Source organism: Candidatus Neomarinimicrobiota bacterium, assembly GCA_017656425.1.
GTDB lineage: Bacteria > Fidelibacterota > UBA2242 > UBA2242 > B5-G15 > JACDNV01.
On the sequence record JACDNV010000003.1, the window covers coordinates 212,265 to 230,293 of the forward strand.

22 protein-coding genes are annotated in these 18,029 nt (G+C 33.1%); 15 read left to right on the forward strand and 7 right to left on the reverse strand.

The features are described from left to right. Nucleotides 1–43 precede the first annotated feature (43 nt). Together H0Z29_03720 and H0Z29_03725 are read right to left on the reverse strand one after the other, a co-directional pair. The gene (locus H0Z29_03720) at nucleotides 44–1,234 is read right to left on the reverse strand and encodes a CDP-glycerol glycerophosphotransferase family protein (GenBank protein MBO8130612.1); all 1,191 of its coding nucleotides are present in this window, start codon (nucleotides 1,232–1,234) and stop codon (nucleotides 44–46) included. Nucleotides 1,235–1,250: 16 nt separating this feature from the next. Further along, nucleotides 1,251–1,595, reverse strand: coding sequence for a winged helix-turn-helix transcriptional regulator (locus H0Z29_03725; protein ID MBO8130613.1), 345 nt, complete (start codon nucleotides 1,593–1,595; stop codon nucleotides 1,251–1,253). A gap of 463 nt (nucleotides 1,596–2,058) precedes the next feature. On the opposite strand from H0Z29_03725, the gene rplU reads away from it, so the two are divergent. Together rplU and rpmA are read left to right on the forward strand one after the other, a co-directional pair. Further along, entirely contained in the window at nucleotides 2,059–2,469 is a 411-nt protein-coding gene (gene rplU / locus H0Z29_03730) for a 50S ribosomal protein L21 (GenBank protein MBO8130614.1), read from the forward strand. Further along, complete coding sequence (rpmA, locus tag H0Z29_03735; GenBank protein ID MBO8130615.1) at nucleotides 2,459–2,713, forward strand: 50S ribosomal protein L27; 255 nt, start codon at nucleotides 2,459–2,461, stop codon at nucleotides 2,711–2,713. Before rplU ends, rpmA begins: the two co-directional genes overlap by 11 nt. A gap of 143 nt (nucleotides 2,714–2,856) precedes the next feature. Here the strand turns inward: rpmA and H0Z29_03740 are convergent, their stop codons facing one another. Further along, nucleotides 2,857–3,087 carry a YfhL family 4Fe-4S dicluster ferredoxin gene (locus H0Z29_03740; protein ID MBO8130616.1) on the reverse strand — a complete coding sequence of 77 codons (231 nt, stop codon included), beginning with the start codon at nucleotides 3,085–3,087 and terminating at the stop codon, nucleotides 2,857–2,859. Nucleotides 3,088–3,196: 109 nt separating this feature from the next. Between H0Z29_03740 and H0Z29_03745 the strand changes: the two genes are divergently transcribed. From H0Z29_03745 to H0Z29_03780, 8 genes are all read left to right on the forward strand, one after another. Then, nucleotides 3,197–4,468 (forward strand): MFS transporter, encoded by a 1,272-nt coding sequence (locus tag H0Z29_03745; protein ID MBO8130617.1) that lies wholly within the window; start codon nucleotides 3,197–3,199, stop codon nucleotides 4,466–4,468. Nucleotides 4,469–4,539: 71 nt separating this feature from the next. Then, nucleotides 4,540–5,874, forward strand: coding sequence for a replication-associated recombination protein A (locus H0Z29_03750; GenBank protein MBO8130618.1), 1,335 nt, complete (start codon nucleotides 4,540–4,542; stop codon nucleotides 5,872–5,874). Next, nucleotides 5,861–9,499 carry a hypothetical protein gene (locus H0Z29_03755; protein ID MBO8130619.1) on the forward strand — a complete coding sequence of 1,213 codons (3,639 nt, stop codon included), beginning with the start codon at nucleotides 5,861–5,863 and terminating at the stop codon, nucleotides 9,497–9,499. Before H0Z29_03750 ends, H0Z29_03755 begins: the two co-directional genes overlap by 14 nt. A 187-nt stretch (nucleotides 9,500–9,686) precedes the next feature. Then, complete coding sequence (locus H0Z29_03760) at nucleotides 9,687–10,091, forward strand: hypothetical protein (GenBank protein MBO8130620.1); 405 nt, start codon at nucleotides 9,687–9,689, stop codon at nucleotides 10,089–10,091. A gap of 111 nt (nucleotides 10,092–10,202) precedes the next feature. Continuing rightward, nucleotides 10,203–10,676, forward strand: a complete 474-nt coding sequence (locus H0Z29_03765; protein MBO8130621.1) for a hypothetical protein — start codon at nucleotides 10,203–10,205, stop codon at nucleotides 10,674–10,676. Between the two features lie 9 nt (nucleotides 10,677–10,685). After that, entirely contained in the window at nucleotides 10,686–11,948 is a 1,263-nt protein-coding gene (locus H0Z29_03770) for a hypothetical protein (protein ID MBO8130622.1), read from the forward strand. Nucleotides 11,949–12,142: 194 nt separating this feature from the next. Then, nucleotides 12,143–12,469: a hypothetical protein gene (locus H0Z29_03775; GenBank protein ID MBO8130623.1), complete on the forward strand. Its 327-nt coding sequence runs from the start codon at nucleotides 12,143–12,145 to the stop codon at nucleotides 12,467–12,469. Continuing rightward, nucleotides 12,470–12,781, forward strand: a complete 312-nt coding sequence (locus tag H0Z29_03780; GenBank protein ID MBO8130624.1) for a DUF3467 domain-containing protein — start codon at nucleotides 12,470–12,472, stop codon at nucleotides 12,779–12,781. Here the strand turns inward: H0Z29_03780 and H0Z29_03785 are convergent. After that, on the reverse strand, nucleotides 12,774–13,418 hold the full coding sequence (locus tag H0Z29_03785; GenBank protein MBO8130625.1) for a class I SAM-dependent methyltransferase: 645 nt from the start codon (nucleotides 13,416–13,418) through the stop codon (nucleotides 12,774–12,776). The genes H0Z29_03780 and H0Z29_03785 overlap by 8 nt on opposite strands. A gap of 75 nt (nucleotides 13,419–13,493) precedes the next feature. Between H0Z29_03785 and H0Z29_03790 the strand changes: the two genes are divergently transcribed. Then, nucleotides 13,494–14,213 carry a TIGR02206 family membrane protein gene (locus H0Z29_03790; protein ID MBO8130626.1) on the forward strand — a complete coding sequence of 240 codons (720 nt, stop codon included), beginning with the start codon at nucleotides 13,494–13,496 and terminating at the stop codon, nucleotides 14,211–14,213. Here the strand turns inward: H0Z29_03790 and H0Z29_03795 are convergent. Together H0Z29_03795 and H0Z29_03800 are read right to left on the reverse strand one after the other, a co-directional pair. Continuing rightward, the gene (locus H0Z29_03795) at nucleotides 14,210–15,091 is read right to left on the reverse strand and encodes a homocysteine S-methyltransferase family protein (GenBank protein MBO8130627.1); all 882 of its coding nucleotides are present in this window, start codon (nucleotides 15,089–15,091) and stop codon (nucleotides 14,210–14,212) included. The genes H0Z29_03790 and H0Z29_03795 overlap by 4 nt on opposite strands. Continuing rightward, nucleotides 15,082–15,744: a corrinoid protein gene (locus H0Z29_03800; protein MBO8130628.1), complete on the reverse strand. Its 663-nt coding sequence runs from the start codon at nucleotides 15,742–15,744 to the stop codon at nucleotides 15,082–15,084. The genes H0Z29_03795 and H0Z29_03800 overlap by 10 nt, the downstream gene beginning before the upstream one ends. A gap of 309 nt (nucleotides 15,745–16,053) precedes the next feature. Between H0Z29_03800 and H0Z29_03805 the strand changes: the two genes are divergently transcribed. The 4 genes from H0Z29_03805 (at nucleotide 16,054) to H0Z29_03820 (ending at nucleotide 16,964) form a co-directional block, all read left to right on the forward strand. Next, on the forward strand, nucleotides 16,054–16,215 hold the full coding sequence (locus H0Z29_03805; GenBank protein MBO8130629.1) for a hypothetical protein: 162 nt from the start codon (nucleotides 16,054–16,056) through the stop codon (nucleotides 16,213–16,215). Further along, nucleotides 16,178–16,528, forward strand: a complete 351-nt coding sequence (locus tag H0Z29_03810) for a transposase (protein MBO8130630.1) — start codon at nucleotides 16,178–16,180, stop codon at nucleotides 16,526–16,528. Before H0Z29_03805 ends, H0Z29_03810 begins: the two co-directional genes overlap by 38 nt. Before the next feature lie 64 nt (nucleotides 16,529–16,592). Next, nucleotides 16,593–16,733 carry a transposase gene (locus H0Z29_03815; GenBank protein MBO8130631.1) on the forward strand — a complete coding sequence of 47 codons (141 nt, stop codon included), beginning with the start codon at nucleotides 16,593–16,595 and terminating at the stop codon, nucleotides 16,731–16,733. A gap of 15 nt (nucleotides 16,734–16,748) precedes the next feature. Further along, a complete protein-coding gene (locus H0Z29_03820; GenBank protein ID MBO8130632.1) occupies nucleotides 16,749–16,964 on the forward strand; it encodes a transposase in 216 nt (71 codons plus the stop codon). 310 nt (nucleotides 16,965–17,274) lie between these two features. Here the strand turns inward: H0Z29_03820 and H0Z29_03825 are convergent, their stop codons facing one another. Next, nucleotides 17,275–18,000: a FadR family transcriptional regulator gene (locus tag H0Z29_03825; protein ID MBO8130633.1), complete on the reverse strand. Its 726-nt coding sequence runs from the start codon at nucleotides 17,998–18,000 to the stop codon at nucleotides 17,275–17,277. Nucleotides 18,001–18,029: the final 29 nt, after the last annotated feature.

The window sequence follows — 18,029 nt, forward strand, 5'->3', positions numbered from 1 at the left end:
ATTTTATTAGGTTTTGCAAGAGAACAAACTCTTCAAAAATTCCCTAAAAAGCTAATCTTTTAAACTTCGGATGTTTCTGCATTTCACTCAACACTTCTAAGGGAGAAATCCCATCGTAAAATACATAATTTTTAACTCTATCTCTTATCTCTTTATTTAAATCCTTAACAAGATTTCTTTCAATAATTTCAGAAACATTGTTTACATTCCTAACGGAAATTACGTCTCCACACTGATAGGACCAATAAGTGTTAGTTACATCATTAAAAGATATCCTTTGAGGACATTCATCATTGTGATCAAGAAAAATAGACGGCTTATCAAAGTACAAGTAATCATAAAAGGCAGATGTCCTATCGGTTATCAGTAAATCAGAAATGTCCATGTATGGGAGATAATCACCGCCTAAAACATCTAGGTAATATCTTATTCGTGATTTTTTTAAAGATAAAAGAAGCTCGTCCAACAATTCTTTTTCATAGATTATATTAGGGTGCAGTTTCAATATATAATTATAATCCTCTGGCAAAACTCCCAACTTTAACATTTTTATAAAAAAAGGGATAGAGCTATACGTTGGATTTTTTCTGGCTGGATCATAGGAAAATGTTGGCATATAGAGAATAATCTTTTTTGTTAAATCAAAAGAGGCAAATCTTTCAATGATTTTACTTGTATCTGGTTTATTTTTCATATAATGTTGTACCCTTATATTTCCCGAAAGTATCACCTGAATCTCACTACCATTAGGTGTCTTTAAAAACAAGGAACGACTATATAATCTCTTATCTTTTGGAATCTTCATCACTGTATAAAAAATGTCTAGATCTTTCCTGCCGTTATAAACTGTTATGTCCCACATAAAATTGGTTGAGATATAACCTCTGTCGGTAAATTTACCCTGAACTCCATGGTTTATGAATCCAATCACCACTTTTCTATTTATTTTTGGTCTGATTTTCTCTTCGAATAAAACATAAGCATTTGAATGTAAAAGGAAACTGGCCTGGTTTAAGTAGTTTATCAATTCCTCGCTATCGTAGGAAAATGTGATAAAGTTTATATTAGGGAATTCTTTTTTAACAATCTCAATATATTTTGTATTTCCGTTTATCACAAAGCATAACTTATCTTTTGTAGTTTCAATGTATGGAATTAAATAGTAAAGATGATGGTGGCTCGAACCAACTATAAAAAACCTATATAAAATTTGATTCTTTTTTGAATGATTCATAACTCAAAATATAATTTTAAATATCCAATACAGGCCGCATCGATTTTACTTTTTCAATATCCTTAAGGACTCTTTCATCATCTGACAGATAAATTCTTATCATATCAAGCAATTTATTTATGAACTCATCCTCACTTAATGAAAATATTATGTACCTACCATATTTTTTCTGTACAACTATCCCTGCTTCAGACAATATTTTTAAATGATTTGATAATGTTGAAAGAACAATATTATCCAGAATAGATGAAATTTCGCAAAGACACATCGATCTTTCTTTTAATATAATACAGACCCTAAGCCTATTAAAATCTGAAATTGCTTTTAATATCTTACTTATAGTGACAATATTTTTCATCATCTAATAATAACATAAAATCAGGTATTTGTAAAGGATTTTGAATTAAATTATTTAATTACTCAATATTTTTTAATCTAAATTCAGAACAAGTTGCCTGAAAAAATAGCATTTGATACTTTGCTGATATAAATAAAAAATTTATCAGCAACACTACTCTCCATTTGTATGAGCTCTCTGAGGGAAAGTAGTATATATAATATTATCAATTTTATAATACACAAATCCTGAAAGTTCATGAAAAAAATTTTAGCAATAATTTTAATATATATTTCTTTAAGTAGCTGACTATGGGCGTTACGAGTTTTAATCATATAGGATTTACATCGCGATAGTTACTATCATACGAAGGATCACTATGAAAAATGGATGTTTTTCGCTGGGAATGGCCGGAAAATTCTTGTGAAAACTTGACAAATGTTCAGGATATATATAAATTCGAAGCCTGAAAAATTGAGAAGGAGATATGGAAAGAAAAACATATGCAATAGCTGAAATAGCTGGAAAACAGGTAATATTAGAACAAAATAAAGATTTAACAGTTCCCAAATTAGACCTGGAGCCAGGAAATAAATTGATAATAGACAAAATACTATATTATAAAAATGATGAAACAATAGAAATTGGTACTCCGTATATTGAGGGAATGAAATTTGAAGCAATTGTAAAAGAGCATTTTAGAGACAACAAAGTGATAGTATTTAAAAAGAAAAGAAGAAAAGGATACAAGGTAAAAAAGGGACATCGCCAGGAATATACAATAATACATATAGACAAACTTGAATCATCACCTATAACTAAAAAGCAAACAACAAAACAAAAGGTTCAAACTTCAAAAGTAAAAGATTCTAAAGAGGAGACTAGCAATGGCACATAAAAAAGGAGTAGGTAGCTCCAAAAATGGGCGTGAAAGCCACTCGAAACGATTGGGGGTAAAACGCTTTGGGAGTCAATACGTCACTGCAGGAACAATCCTTGTACGTCAGCGAGGGACGAAGTTTCATCCAGGTAAAAACGTTGGAAAAGGTGGCGACGATACACTATTCGCTCTGACCAATGGAATTGTCCAGTTTGAGAAGAAAAACAAAAATAAAAGATTTATTCACGTCATTCCAAATTAACCATATATAACTCTGAACAAGATTTTACTTATCAATTAAAGACTAAATAATCTAGCTTTACTGGTTTCCGTGTAGTTGCACCTTATGAAATTAATATATTTTATTCTGAATATTTTCTAATTAATAAAAAATTTTCTGTCCCACTATGCCTTTACAATGCAATCAACTGGGCATACCCCAACACACTGAGGCTCATCATAATATCCTTCACACTCGACACATAAGTTGGGATCAATAACATAATATTCATCGCCCTGACTTATCGCATTAACCGGGCACTGAGGCTCACATGCACCACAGCTGATGCATTCATCTGTAATTTTCATTGCCATAATTCCCTCTCCTATTTGTAAAATCGCCGTGAATTTAAACATATACAAATTTATTGACAAGATTGAATAGATTTATTTTTCAATATTTAACTATTTTAACTTAGATTATCAAACTGTAGTAGCGGAGTTTTTTTAAAACGAGGAATTAATAATGCAGGAAAATCAAAAAGGTCCCAGATATGATTTGAATAATCCGATTTACCGATGGCTAATACTAATAATGCTAAGCTTTGCTATGTTCGGTAATTATTATGTGTACGATTCCATTAGTCCTTTAGCTGACTTACTAAAAAAACAGCTGGGTTTTACAGACAGAAACATTGGTCTTCTTAACATGGTCTACAGCCTTCCCAATATAATTTTTGTACTAATAGGAGGTATGATAATAGACTATCTTGGCACACGTAAATCAGCTTTGATTTTTTCTATTACATGTATGATGGGAAGTCTACTCACAACTTTCAGTGGCGGAAATTTAACAGTAATGGCTACAGGAAGACTTATTTTTGGTCTCGGAGCAGAAACTCTAATCGTAACTATTACAACAATTCTTGCAAAATGGTTCAAAGGAAAGGAACTCTCTTTTGCATTTGGCTTAAACCTAACTATAGCAAGACTGGGTAGCTTTGCAGCATTGAATTCTCCTACCTGGGCAAAATCCCTCTACAACACCTGGAAAGGACCCTTAATTATCTCTACAGCCGGAGCTGGTTTATCTGTTCTGGCACTTATTTTATATGTTCTAATGGAAATAAGTACACAGCGGAAGTTCCAGCTAGGACCAGAACCAAAACAGGACAAGATTGATTTTAGGAGTATAGCATCCTTCGGGCGACCGTATTGGTACATCACAATTCTATGTGTAACATTCTACTCTGGCATTTTCCCTTTTCAAACTTTTGCAATAAAATTTTTTATTGAACACCACCATCTATCCCGTCAGGTTGCAGGCTTTGCCTCCAGTGTAATCACACTAGCCGCAATGATCGGTACTCCTATATTTGGCTTGTATATTGATAAGTTTGGAAAAAGAGCGTCTGTGATGATAATAGGTTCATTACTCATCATACCCGTTTACTTATTACTCGTTCATACAAAAATACATCCAATTTTCTTAACATTCATAATGGGCATAGCATTTTCACTTGTACCCGCTGCCATGTGGCCATCAGTAGCATTAATTGTGAAACAGCAAAATCTTGGTACGGCTTACGGTCTAATGACAATGATTCAAAATATAGGACTTACTGCTTTCAATTACATTATTGGTTTGGCGAACGATATAAGTACATCTGATGGGGTTACAGATTATAGACTTGGAATGTATATATTTTCAATAACTGGTATTACTGCACTTATTTTTGCATTCCTCCTAAGAGCTGAAAAAACGGCTAAGGAAGTACTTGAAAAATCTCGTATGTAGAACATTAGAAAAAGAAATTATTATAATCACTGTATTTAGAATTTGAATATGAGAAACTATTAAAATAGCCTATGGACCTTTTTAAAAAAGAAAATTCAAATCAAGAACTCCTGCCTCCACTTGCAGAACGCGTTAGACCTACAACATTAGAAGATTTCATAGGGCAGGAGCATATAGCTGGTGAAGATAAAATATTATCTAAAGCACTTAAAAGTGGTAATATTTTTTCTATGATACTATGGGGACCACCTGGCTCTGGCAAGACAACACTTGCAAAAATTATAGCTAAAAATATAAAAGCAAAACTATACGAAATAAGTGCTGTATCAAGTGGGGTAAATGAAATTAGGAAGATTATCGAAAATGCCAAATATAATAGATCACACGGGTTTAGAACCATACTTTTTATTGATGAAATTCACAGATTCAACAAAGCGCAACAGGACGCATTGTTACATGCGGTTGAAGAGGGTAAAATAATATTAATTGGTGCTACAACTGAAAATCCATCATTTGAAGTAATACCGCCTTTGATTTCGCGGTGCAGAGTGCTAAAACTAAACCCTCTCAGCATAGAGAATCTGGAAAAAATATTTTACAACGCCATAAGTAAAGATATAATTTTGAGCAAATATAAAATTGATATAAGCAAGGAAAATCTCAAATTCCTATTAATAAATTCAACCGGAGATGCGAGAAAACTACTGAACATTATTGAAACTGTGTATTTTTTGATCAATCCTGGAGGTTCCAAAAGTTTTGAAATCACAAAAGAATTAATAGTCGAGGCTCTTCAGCAAAGAAAAACATTATATGACAAGAAAGGTGATTATCACTACGATACAATATCTGCATTTATCAAAAGCATTAGAGGTAGCGATCCTGATGCTGCTATATACTGGCTTGCAGTTATGCTGGAAGGAGGGGAAGATGTTTTATTTATTGCTCGCAGACTTATTATTTTAGCAAGTGAAGATATAGGGAACGCTGACCCAAATGCTTTAAATGTGGCTGTATCGGGGTACAATGCCGTTCATTTCATTGGAATGCCAGAAGCGGCTATTGTACTGGCTCAAGTAACTACATACCTGGCATCTGCACCAAAAAGCAATGCATCATACCTTGCAATCAATAGGGCTATTGAAGATGTAAAAAAAAGTGACATGCCAAATGTACCTCTACACCTGAGGAACGCACCTACAAATCTCATGAAGTCCCTTGGATATGGCATTAACTATAAATATCCCCATGACTATGGCGGACATTTTGTAAAGGAAAATTACTTCCCAGAGAATACTGAACCTAAAAACTACTATCAACCATCAGAAGAGGGATATGAAAAGTTTATCAAAGAGAGACTATTAAAACTCTGGCCTGATAGATCCACAAAAAATGAAAAAAAATAAATTTTTCACAATTTTATTAATACTGCTATTTTTATCTTTTACAACCCCAAGAGATAAAATAGAATTAATACATGCAGATAGGTTATCACAAAAAATAATTAACGACGTATTGATTAAAATTCTTGAGGGTAATGTTGAGTTGAGAAAAGATAAAATAATTTTAAAATGTAAAAAAATTACGTGGTATGAAAATCAGAACTTCCTCATTCTTGAAGACAGTATTTTAATAAAAGATGACAAGAATATTCTAAAAAGCGAGGTGGTGGAATATTACACCGAAAAAGAAGTAATAAAAGCATTTAAAAATCCGATTTTAATAAGTGAGGATAATCGATTAACCGCAGATACTATTATATATTTTTTAGAAGAAAAGGTTGCCAAAGCAGAGGGCAACGTTAAAATCGAGAATAAAAACAGAATAATAACTACAAATTTTATCGAATACTATACTCAAGAAAAATTGGCTAAGTCTAATACGGAAACCCACTTATTAGACACTGATCGCAATACCCATTTGATATCGGATAGTCTGGTCTACAATTACATCAATAAGACAATACAGGCATACAAAAATCCAATCCTAATCAAGCTTGACTCCTTGGGCAACCAGGTGTTTCGTTTAAATGCTCAATTTATAGAAGGTAATGAAGATAGCAATCGCTTCACTTCATTCAAAAATGTAAAAATAATTAAGGATAATATTGTCTCCACCTGTGATACCGCAGAATATTATGGGGAAATTGAAAAGGCTGTATTAAAAGGTAATCCATTGATAAGGCAAAAGAGACGACTAATAGAAGGTGATATTATAAATTTTTATCTACAAAAAAATAAAATTCATAAAATAATTGCCAGAGATGACGCATCAATAGAGTCAAAAGGCTTTGCTTACCTTCCATCAAAAGGTGATACGCTGACTGAAAGGGATACAGTAACTACCTATGATAAACTTTCTGGTGAAAAAATTGAAATATTTCTTAAAGGAAATAAGCTTGATTCGGTGATCGTAAAAACTATGGCAATAAGTTATTTTAATATAACTGAAGACAGTGTGATTAAAGGATTAAACGTAACTTCTGGCGATTCTATTATTATAAAAATAAAAGATGACACTGTTGATAGAATCTGGGTAATGGGTGGTTGTCAGGGTAACTTCACTCCCCATGAAACAAATGAACAGGTTGATACTACTGTATACTATTATGCGAATAAAATATACCACACTTTAAACAACAGAATTTCCATCCTTTCGCAAAATGCAAGAATGATATATGGGGATATGACACTTGAAGCTGGTGAGATAAAAATTGACTGGGATAATAATCTTCTTACCGCCTATCCTATTTATAGTGATTCCACCGATACATTAACCAATATACCAACATTTGTTCAAAAAGGACAGGAACCCATCTACGGAGAAATATTGAACTATAATATTAAAACACAAAAGGGGAAAGTTATCAAAGGCAGAGCTAAAATGGCTGAGGGGTTCTATTCTGGTGAAAAAATCAATAAAGAGGGGAAAAACATCTTCTACGTATCAAGTGGATATTACACCACCTGTGATCTAGAAAAAAATCCACATTTCTATTTTAAAAGTAAAAAAATGAAAATAATCCATAGAGATAAAGTTATTGCGAAACCAATTATATTATATATACACAATATCCCCTTATTAGGAATTCCATTTGGAGTTTTCCCTGATAAAAAGGGAAAACGGCATAGCGGATGGATAATGCCAAGTTATGGGGAAAGTGCAAATACAGGTGGTTTTATAAGAGGTCTTGGGTATTACTGGGCGGTCAATGATTATTTTGATGCAAAAATCACAACAAATTTCTACGATAAATATGGCATAACAACGGAGTTACTTCTGCGATATGCAGTTCGTTATAAAATAAAATTAAGTAGCATAGATTTAATGTACACAAATAATTTTCTATCATATTTCCCTGAAAGGAAATGGAGCATACGAATTTCCCATCACCAGGTCCTTTCACCAACTTCATCATTAATTATCAATGGCATGTTTGTCAATGACGACAGCTATTATAAAAAATATTCGCTTGATAAAAATCGTCGCTTGCAACAAAATATTGTCAGTAATGCAACTTACAGCAAAAGATGGACAGGAACACCTTTTTCTCTTTCTGCCAACCTGAGAGAAGAAAGATATCTGCTTGCTAAGGAAAAAATTAAAAAACCACCATCCGGTACTAGGCAGCGGATAAATTACATCAGAAGAAACCTTCCAAATATTTCTTTAAACTATAATTCTACACAATTAGTGAAAGGTGGTAAAACTGCAACAGGTAAATGGTACAATAACATTTATCTCTCATTTAATACTAAACTTAGAAGCTACAAGAACGTCTATTATGAGTCGGTCGAAGCAGATTCTGCTTATATCTGGAGAGAAAGAATAGAAAAATCCGGCTATCTTAACACTAATGCTTCTCTCAGCAGTTCTCAAAAGATATTCAAATATATATCAACAAACCAATCTATCTCATTAAAATTCGATATAACTCCAGAATATTACCTACCATTATTAGACTCGGCCGGGAACTTTTTACACAAGGACGGAAAAATTGTATCAAGAAAAGTAACAAACAATAAAGCACGTCTATGGGGTAGTATGTCATTTGGCGCTTCAACAAAGCTATATGGGATATTCCCCTATCGCATAGGTCCTATAAGAGCTATAAGACATATTATAACTCCAGGGATGAGTTTCTCATATACTCCCGATTTTTCAAAGGAATTTTTTGGGATAAATCCAGGCTATTTTAAAATAGACAAATCTTTGAATAAGTTTGATATATTTTCATCAACTCCAATCGGTCCCACACCTTCTCGTGAAACAAAATCACTTAATTTCTCACTTTCAAATTTATTTCAGGGTAAAATCAAGAGAAATGATAAAGAAGATGTAGTAGAATTACTAACCACAAGTACAAGCGGGAGTTACAACTTCACTGCTGACAGCCTGAAACTATCTCAAATATCAACTTCCATTAGATCTGATTTAACGAAAAAATTAAATCTAAACATTTCATTGACGCATGATTTATACAAATATGAAAACAAACGTATAAATAAAATCAACACTAATAGATATGGTGTACCTATGCCTAGGCTAACACAGCTAAATGTTTCTTCCTCATTTAAATTTTCTGATGTTACATTTGAAGGTCTTAAAAGCAATTATGATAAAGAAGATACTGCAATTACATCTTTAGACACTTCTGGTGCTGGAAACTTAACGAAAGTTGACTCAAAAAGTAATAAACTTTTTAACGCCAATTTTCATTTGAAATTCTCTTTAAATAAATTTAACCCAAATAATCCAATAAAAAGGTTCTGGTTATCTGGTAATATAAGTTTTAAAATATTTAATAAATGGAGAGTAGGATATTCAACCGATATAGACTTGGTAAACAAAAAATTTGTGAGTCATAGCATACAAATATCGAGAGACCTGCATTGCTGGGAATTTTATTTCAGCTGGGTACCGACAGGTTATGGCAAACAATATTATTTAAGAATAAATGTTAAATCATCAACTTTACGTGATTTAAAATATGAAGAAAGAGGTGGAAGACTGCGTTCATATGGTTTATAACAATAAATACCGGGGCTTTCTTATAATTTAAAATATTTATACATTGGTTGTAATGTATTGCTATTTGAAGTATAAATTGATAATTAGGAATAAATTTTTAACAAACTATCTTTTATTTGTTGAAATATATAGTTAACCAGTTTATATTTAGTAGTAAGAATAAGGAAGAAACTATTGAGATGAAAAAATGACAACAAAAGTGAACTCAGGTAAAAAAAGCAGTGGAAGGCCTTACGACGCACATTCAGCAGAGGACTGTCCTGAGTGCTCAGGAAAAGTTGTATATCGAAGAAGCTCATATTTTGGGAATAAAATTTACTACAAAGTTTGCAACAATTGTGGATGGTATAAGGTCATGGATAGGGATTCCTGGATGGAAGCAGTATTTACAAAAGCCGAAAAAACAGAAGAAAAAATAAAAGAGAAAAAAGAGGAACCAGAGCCTGACAGTGAGACTGCTAAAGTGGATGAAATTGAATCTAGCAAGACCTCAAAAATAGAAGAAGAGCCAGCTAAAGAAAAAGAAGAAAAGCCAAAAAGAGATAGAGGGGGATATAAATCATCAAAAGCAAAAGAAGAAAACAGCGAATAAAAATCAATTATTTCTCACTTTAATAAACAAAAGTACAAAACAAATAACGCAATTAGACTTTTGCTATTTAAAAATTTAGTTTTATTTTAATTATAGCTATCAGGAGTTACCATGATGAAGGAAAAATATCCTCTATTTACAATCGTTGATAATCCCGATATTAAGAAAATTCTACTTTGCCTACCGGTTGATGAGCTATTCTTTATGAAAGCTTTTGAAAAATTTAAAGACTTAAAGCTAAAGAACTCCGAGATATATTTTCTCATACATCAATCATTTTTTCATCTTATTAGGGGAGTTGACAGACATTACTTGATTCCCTTAATTGATTATTACCTCAATCGTAAAGGAATCCCAAACAAAAATTTTTATAAAGAAATAATAAAAGATAAATTCTTCTGTTCTGTTGATCTTAACCTTAAATTCAATATTACCACTGCAAATATTGTTAAAAATTCGGCATATAATCAAAGAATAGGGAAAAAATTCGACCATTCTTCAAAATATTTCAACATCGAAATAGTCAGTAACAATTCAACAAAATTTTATGATAAGGTCATAGAAATTCTAAACAATATAAAATAAAAGGTAAAAATGAATATCTATATATTTGAGGACCAGCTTTCTGATAATTTTTTACCTATAGCATATACACGTGCCGTATTTGAGCTAATCTCAGGAACGAGACCAATCTTAGAAAAAATTCTATCGATAATTGATAATAAAAATAGAATTAGTCTTTTTATCAGACCATTTCTAAAAGATGCGATACAAAAGAGATATCCCTCCTACCCTGTAAATCCAAGCTATATCGATGACGGTCTATGGATAAACGGAAGAATGATATTCACCCTTAACGATATAAAAACTGCAACTCAAAACAAAAATACAATTTTTACGGTAAATGGAATTCCTGCAATTGCGTACTTAGATAAAAGCCACAGCGTAAAATTCATAGATTTCGAAAATAACAGAATAAAAATAAATATTCCTGAAAATATAACATCTCAGGAGATAAATCCTTTTGTATACAACTATTTTTTTGAAATACCACTAACTACCGGACAAATGATAATAGAAGATTTTAATAAATATTACACCTGTGGTACTATCGAGGGCATAATCCACGATAATGTTTCTATTCTGAATAAAAAGAATATTTATATTGGTAAAAATGCAGTAATTAAACCTGGCACTGTGCTTGATGCTGAAGAAGGTCCAATCATTATTGAAAAAAATGTAATAATAATGTCAAATAGCACAATTATCGGTCCATGTTACATAGGTGAAAATTCTGTGATCAAGATAGGAGCAAAAATATACAAAGGTTGTCACATTGGGAAGGTCTGTAAAATTGGAGGAGAGGTCGAATCAAGTGTCTTTCAGGGTTACTCCAATAAACAACACGACGGATTTATAGGGCATTCCTATGTGGGCGAGTGGGTTAATATAGGAGCTGATACAAATTGCTCTGATTTAAAAAACAATTACAGCAATGTCAAAGTATGGGTAAATGGTAAATATGTTGATAGCCAGAGTACTTTTGTGGGATTAACTATAGCTGATCATTCGAAGACTGGAATTAACACCATGTTTAATACTGGTACTGTTGTCGGCGTAGGTTGTAATATTTATGGATGTAATTTCCCTCCAAAATATATACCTTCATTTACATGGGGCGGAGCTGAAGGCTTTACAGAACACAAATTTGATAAAATGATAAACACAGCAAAAATTGTGACTTCAAGACGCAATGTTCAATTAGATAGGATAGATATAAGCTTACTGGAATATATATATCATGCGACCAGGGAAGAAAGAACAATTTTTATCAAATCCAATGAAGTCTCCTCTTAAAACGATGGGTAAATAAAAATCATATTTTACTTGACCTACATTATTTCTAAGATTATATTACCACGCAATTTAACGTTGGAGGCGTAATGGAAGACCTTAAATGCCCCGAATGTGGGGAGATATTAACAGAGGAACAATTAAAAGAATCCCTTGTATGCCCCCATTGCAAGACCAATCTCAGAGATAAAAAATACATAGATTTTCTTGAGCTGCTAGTTTACAATGATATTATTGATGACGTGGATTTCTTCGACATTAACCTGTATAAAGATGAAATGTTGTCAACAGAAACTGAAGACTACGATGAATCGGAAATTGATCCGGCAAGTTTTGAAAAAAAGAAGGAAATATGGAGTGAATTCGAGGATGAATTGGAATTTGAAGATCAATACAATACCGAAGATGAAGAAGCATGGGATATAGAATACGACCTCGATGAGGAAGAGGAAGAAGAAGAAGGAAAAGACATCGATGAAGATTTAGATGACATTGATAATCTTGAAGAAGATGAGGATTTATAAATGGAAAATGAAAAATCTATAAAGGAATTGAAGATTGAGATACCACAGGATATCTCTGAAGGAAAATATAGCAATTTTACAGTAATCTCTCATTCTCCAGCTGAATTTGTAATTGACTTCGCCAGAATTATGCCTGGGCAGAATAAAGCCGTTGTAAAATCAAGAATTATCCTGACTCCCATCCATGCTAAGACACTTCTTATGACATTGATGGACAACATAAAAAAGTTTGAAGATAAGTTTGGTGAGATTAAAATCCCCGAAAGAGAGTTGAATATTCCATTTACCCCTAAGGAAGATTTACCTAACTAATTTTTTCGACCAGAATGATAGTGTTTGCATGAAAATAGGGTAATATCCTTTTTGCGTATATTATTCTGACATTCAATTCTTGTAAAATACTCCTTAATCTATCTTTTGAAATCATGAAAATATTCATATCAAAATCCCTGGCAATCCTCATTATTCTATGTAATGGATTTTCAATATAAATGGAGAATAACACATACCTTCTACTCACCCTGATTAACTCTCTCAAAGTGAACTTTACGGTATCGAAACCCTTAAAATGCTGTAAAAGGCGAAAGCAGAATACTAAATCAAAGGTATCACACTTAAATGGTAACGATAAAATGTCACTGTTGACATATTCAAAAAAACTTAATGAATAAATATGCCTATGATCGTCTCTTATCAGATTAAGTGCATATATATTTAAATCAGCTGAAACCAATTCAGTAGAATAATTGCTGAGCAAATCACTAAATCTCCCATAGCCACAGGGGATATCAAGTATTATTCTTCTGTATTCCAGTACTCTTGAGAGAATATTCCTTACAAGGCGGCGTTCGGTATAGGAAACCAATCTCTGATCAGGATTTTTGTATCGATTTTCTTTGTATTTTTTTACTGAATTACAACTTCCCCAAGTTAATTTATTTCTATCCATTAAAATAAAACTCCATAACATTGAAAATATAAATATAACTTGATTTTTCAAACATTTTATTATTATTTAAGATGTATGCAAAAAAGTTTTAGACTATTCAGCTTCGAACATATTATAGCAACTCTTTTGACATTATTTACTATTGCACTTTCTATAAAACTACTGGAAGAATATAACCCAAAAAGATTAAAAAAATCATTTGATAAAATTCTTGCTGTTCTGATCGTTTTCCAAAATCTTTCATGGCGAATTCTTTTTATTATCAGTGGTGAATTCCACATTGAAAAGGACCTCCCATTTCACGTATGTAGTGTTACACAATTTTTACTTGCCTATCACTTGTTAAAAAATAATCAGACAATCTTTAATATTTGCTATTACTGGGTTATTGCAGGGTCTACCTTTGCTATTATAATCCCAGACCTTGAATTAGGATTCCCATCGGTTAAATATTTTGAAATGTTTATATCCCATGGGATTTCTATATTTACCATTTTTTATCTTATATTAATACAAAAACAATATCCTACAAAGGGAAGCTGGAAGACAGCTTTTGCTGCGCTGATGATTCTAGCAATCGTAGATTCAGTGGTAAACTATTTTACAAACGGTAATTATTTGTTCTTAAGAAGACCGCCTGATGTGAATTTTGGGCCGATAAGTCTTCTTCCTGCCTGGCCCTGGTATCTACTGGTACTGGCAATATTTTTTATGTTTGTCTACTGGTTATCATATCAACCATACGCGTATCATGAAAGGAAAATTTCTTCGGAAGAAGTGAAAAACCACAATTAAAATTTTCTTTTCAATCTCTTAGAAATAATATCGATATATTCCGGGCTTGTGCCACAACATCCCCCGACGACTTCCACACCCAAGGTTTTAATCTTAATAATATTTTCGGCGAAGAATTCCTTAGATTCTGGGTATACCACCTCTTCATCAATAATTTTTGGAACTCCTGCATTTGGTTGCACTATAACGGGACTGTCCACTGATTTTCGAATCTGAGCAGCCAGATCAACCATTGCATCACTACCAATAGAACAATTTGCACCCACAATATCAGCTCCCTCATCAAGCATTCTACGCATACTATTTGGAATATCGTTACCCATTAAAGTAAAAAAGCCAACAGGTTTTTTTACAAAAGTCAGTGTAGCAAAAATTGGCTTATCACTAACTTTTCTTACACCTTTAAGCGCAGTGATCATCTCATTTATATCAAACATTGTCTCTACTATAAAAGCATCGACTCCCTCTGAATCCAGATAATAAGCCTGCTCTGCAAAGATATCAACAGCTGCTTCAGGTTCAAGCACGCCATAGGGCTTTAACATTTCCCCGGTGGGTCCAATATCACCAGCTACTATCACAGAACCATCGGCTGCTCTCCTTGCAACTCTAACAGCAATTCTATTGATTTCCTCTGTCTTTCCATTTAGTTCTGTCTTGGATAATTTCAAGCCTGAGCCACCAAAGGTATTGGTGGTTATAACATCAGAACCAGCTTTTATATATTCAAGATGAATCTCATACACAGCATCTGGATTTTCTAAATTGAAAATTTCTGACGGTCTACCCTTTTCCAATCCCTTTGCAATTAGCATAGTACCCATTGCACCATCAAAGATTAAACCATTCTTTTTATTAATTCGTTTTATTAAATCCATTTTTCTACTCCGATAAGTTTTTCAGCTATTATAACTGCCTCCACCGCATTTTTACCATACCCATCGGCACCGATACTCTCTGCCCACTCAGCAGTAACAGGCGCCCCACCAACAATAACTTTAAATTTATCCCTTAAATTTTCTTTTACTAAGGTTTCTATTAACTCCCTCTGCTTAAGCATAGTTGTAGTTAAAAGAGCAGATAGACAGATAATTCTGGCATTATTATTTATACCTTCCTCAATAAAACGGTTTGTAGGAACATCAGCGCCAAGATCAATAACTTCAAACCCAGATGTACCTAACATAACACTTACCAGTGTCTTCCCTATATCATGAATATCTCCCTCAACAGTTCCAATAACAACTTTTCCATAGTTGTTAACTCTTTTTCCACTATTTTCTATTATAGGTTTTAAAATCTCAAAAGATGATTTCATAGCATTGGCACAGGCTATAAGCTCAGGCAGGAAATAATTCCCCTTTTCATACAAATCCCCTGCCTTCCGGATACCAGGAATAAGAGCTTTTTCTAAAATTTCATTTGGAGTGAACCCCAATTCAAGAGCTTTCTTAACCGCTGTTGAAGATACCTCTTTATCCCCCAATAATACCGCTTTTGCCATTCTTTTGAATAGATCAGATTTATCCATCACTCTTCTCCGGAAAATATTCTTCACATATTCTCACAACAAAAACCACAATATCAAAAATTCAGCAATATTTACGAATATTTTAACGAATATTTTTATTTAATATAAGTTAATTTTTTCATGAATATGAACTTCAAAAGGTTATGTCAATTCATCAAGTCAAAAATGTTGTGTAAATTCACCCGCCTTAACGGGAGTTTCCCAATTTTTGTGTAAATGGGATAAAGAAAATATCTTTCTTACTGTTTCTGACTTGTGTAAATACCTTCTGTGAGCTATGTTTAACCGTTTAACGAGGAGGTATTTACCATGAAATTAGAAAAAGCCGTCATCCAGAAACTGAAAAAGGATCTGGAAACTGTCAAAACTATGGATGACTTGCTTGGTAAAAATGGCGTCATTAAAAAGTTCATCAAACACTTAACTATAGCAACTGTTACAGGAAGAGCTGACTCACCATCTGGGTTATGAACGTTATCAGAAGAGAGAGCATCAGGGTAGCAACTTACGCAATGGTAGTAGTACCAAAAGTCTAAAAGGAAAATATGGTAGTATTGCAATATCCGAAGGATCTCTTTTGAGACAAGTTCACCTGAACCGTGAAGGTGAATTTGAACCATTGCTGATTGCCAAGCATCAAAGTGAATTTGGTGATCTTGAGGGTAAGATTCTCTCTTTGTATGCCAAAGGGATGAGTGTATCCGTAGGATCCCTATTCGGGACGGGATATCCAGGAACATTTACAAGATCTTTATGGACTGGAGTTATCCACTGTCTTCATTAGTCGTCTTACCGATAGGTACTTCAGGAAGTCAAAGACTGGCAACAGCATCCGTTAGAGTCGGTTTATGTTATTGGTATATTTTGATGCTATTCACTATAAGATTCGCAGTGATGGGAAAGTTCAAACCAGGTCTGCCTATACCTGTCTTGGTATTGATGCTCAGGGGCAACGGGATTTATTGGGTATCTGGATTGGTGAGAGTTAAGGAGCAAATTTCTGGTTGTCGGTGTTAACTGAATTACAGAACCGTGGTGTAGAAGACATTCTAATTGCCTGTGTGGATGGTTTAAAGGGATTCCCTGAAGCCATTGAGACTGTTTTCCCACAAACACGTGTCCAGTCTCTAAGAGATCCTTCGGAAAGAAATGGGAAAAAACCATTAACGACTGGACAAAAATTATTGCCCAATTGGCTATCCATTTCGAAGGAAGGTTAAACCTGGAATTCTAATGAAAATAGGTATTTACACAAAAAATGAAACAGTCACGGAGAAATACTTCGATCAAAACGTTTCTTGGGTTTCGTCATATCGGGCTATTATCTTTTTTTTTGATCATCATCAACAATTTACCAAAAAGGTGCTTTTTCAAGAATCTTGTCACTATATCTCTCTATATATCAAACGTTTATACCTAAACAATACGATTTTTTCATGGTGTGGCTAGTCTATCTTATCAGACACAATTTATTCTGACACTATGTTATTATGCTTTAAGTATTCTAAAAAATAATTTCTATAATTAAAGCTATTTTATCTTAGAAATAAGTTCTTTTGAATGAGATTCGGCAATATTCATATGCTTTTTCATAATTAAATATGCCCCATCTTCATCCTGATCCCTAATGTGCTCATAAATTTGTTGATGATATATTTGAGCCGAATTCTTTGCAGTTTTAATTTTGGCTAATATCAATGTTTTTATTTTAGGTAAGATTTGATAAATCGGATCCATCATAATCGGAATAATGGGATTTTGTGTTGAACGGGCAATTATTCTATGAAAATCCCTGTCCAGTTTACCTTCAAGTTCAGTTTCGCTTTCGTCAACATTGGAAAATTTATTAAGGTTTTCTTCAAGCTCTCCTAAATTTTCCTCGGATCTATTACGCGCTGCCAATCTACAAATTTCAGGCTCTATAATCTTTCTTATTTCTACCAGATGCTTTATTAAATCTTCATTAAAATTCAATTCAAAAAAAAACCTCATAGGCTTAATAACATTTTTAGGGGAATAATTCTCTATATAAATGCCATCTCTTTTCTTTACAGAGATCAATCCTTTTGCTCTTAACATTTGTAATGCCTCACGTATAGCCGTACGACTCACACCAAACATCTCGGCCAATTCAAACTCTGTAGGTAATTTCTCTCCGGGCTGAAATTTCTTTTCCAGAATCGCTCGTTCAATCTGGTCTTGCACTTCCTGACTTAATGTTACTGCTCTTTTAATTGCCTTAAATTCATACGCCATTACTCACCTCACTTCTTAGATCCACTCAG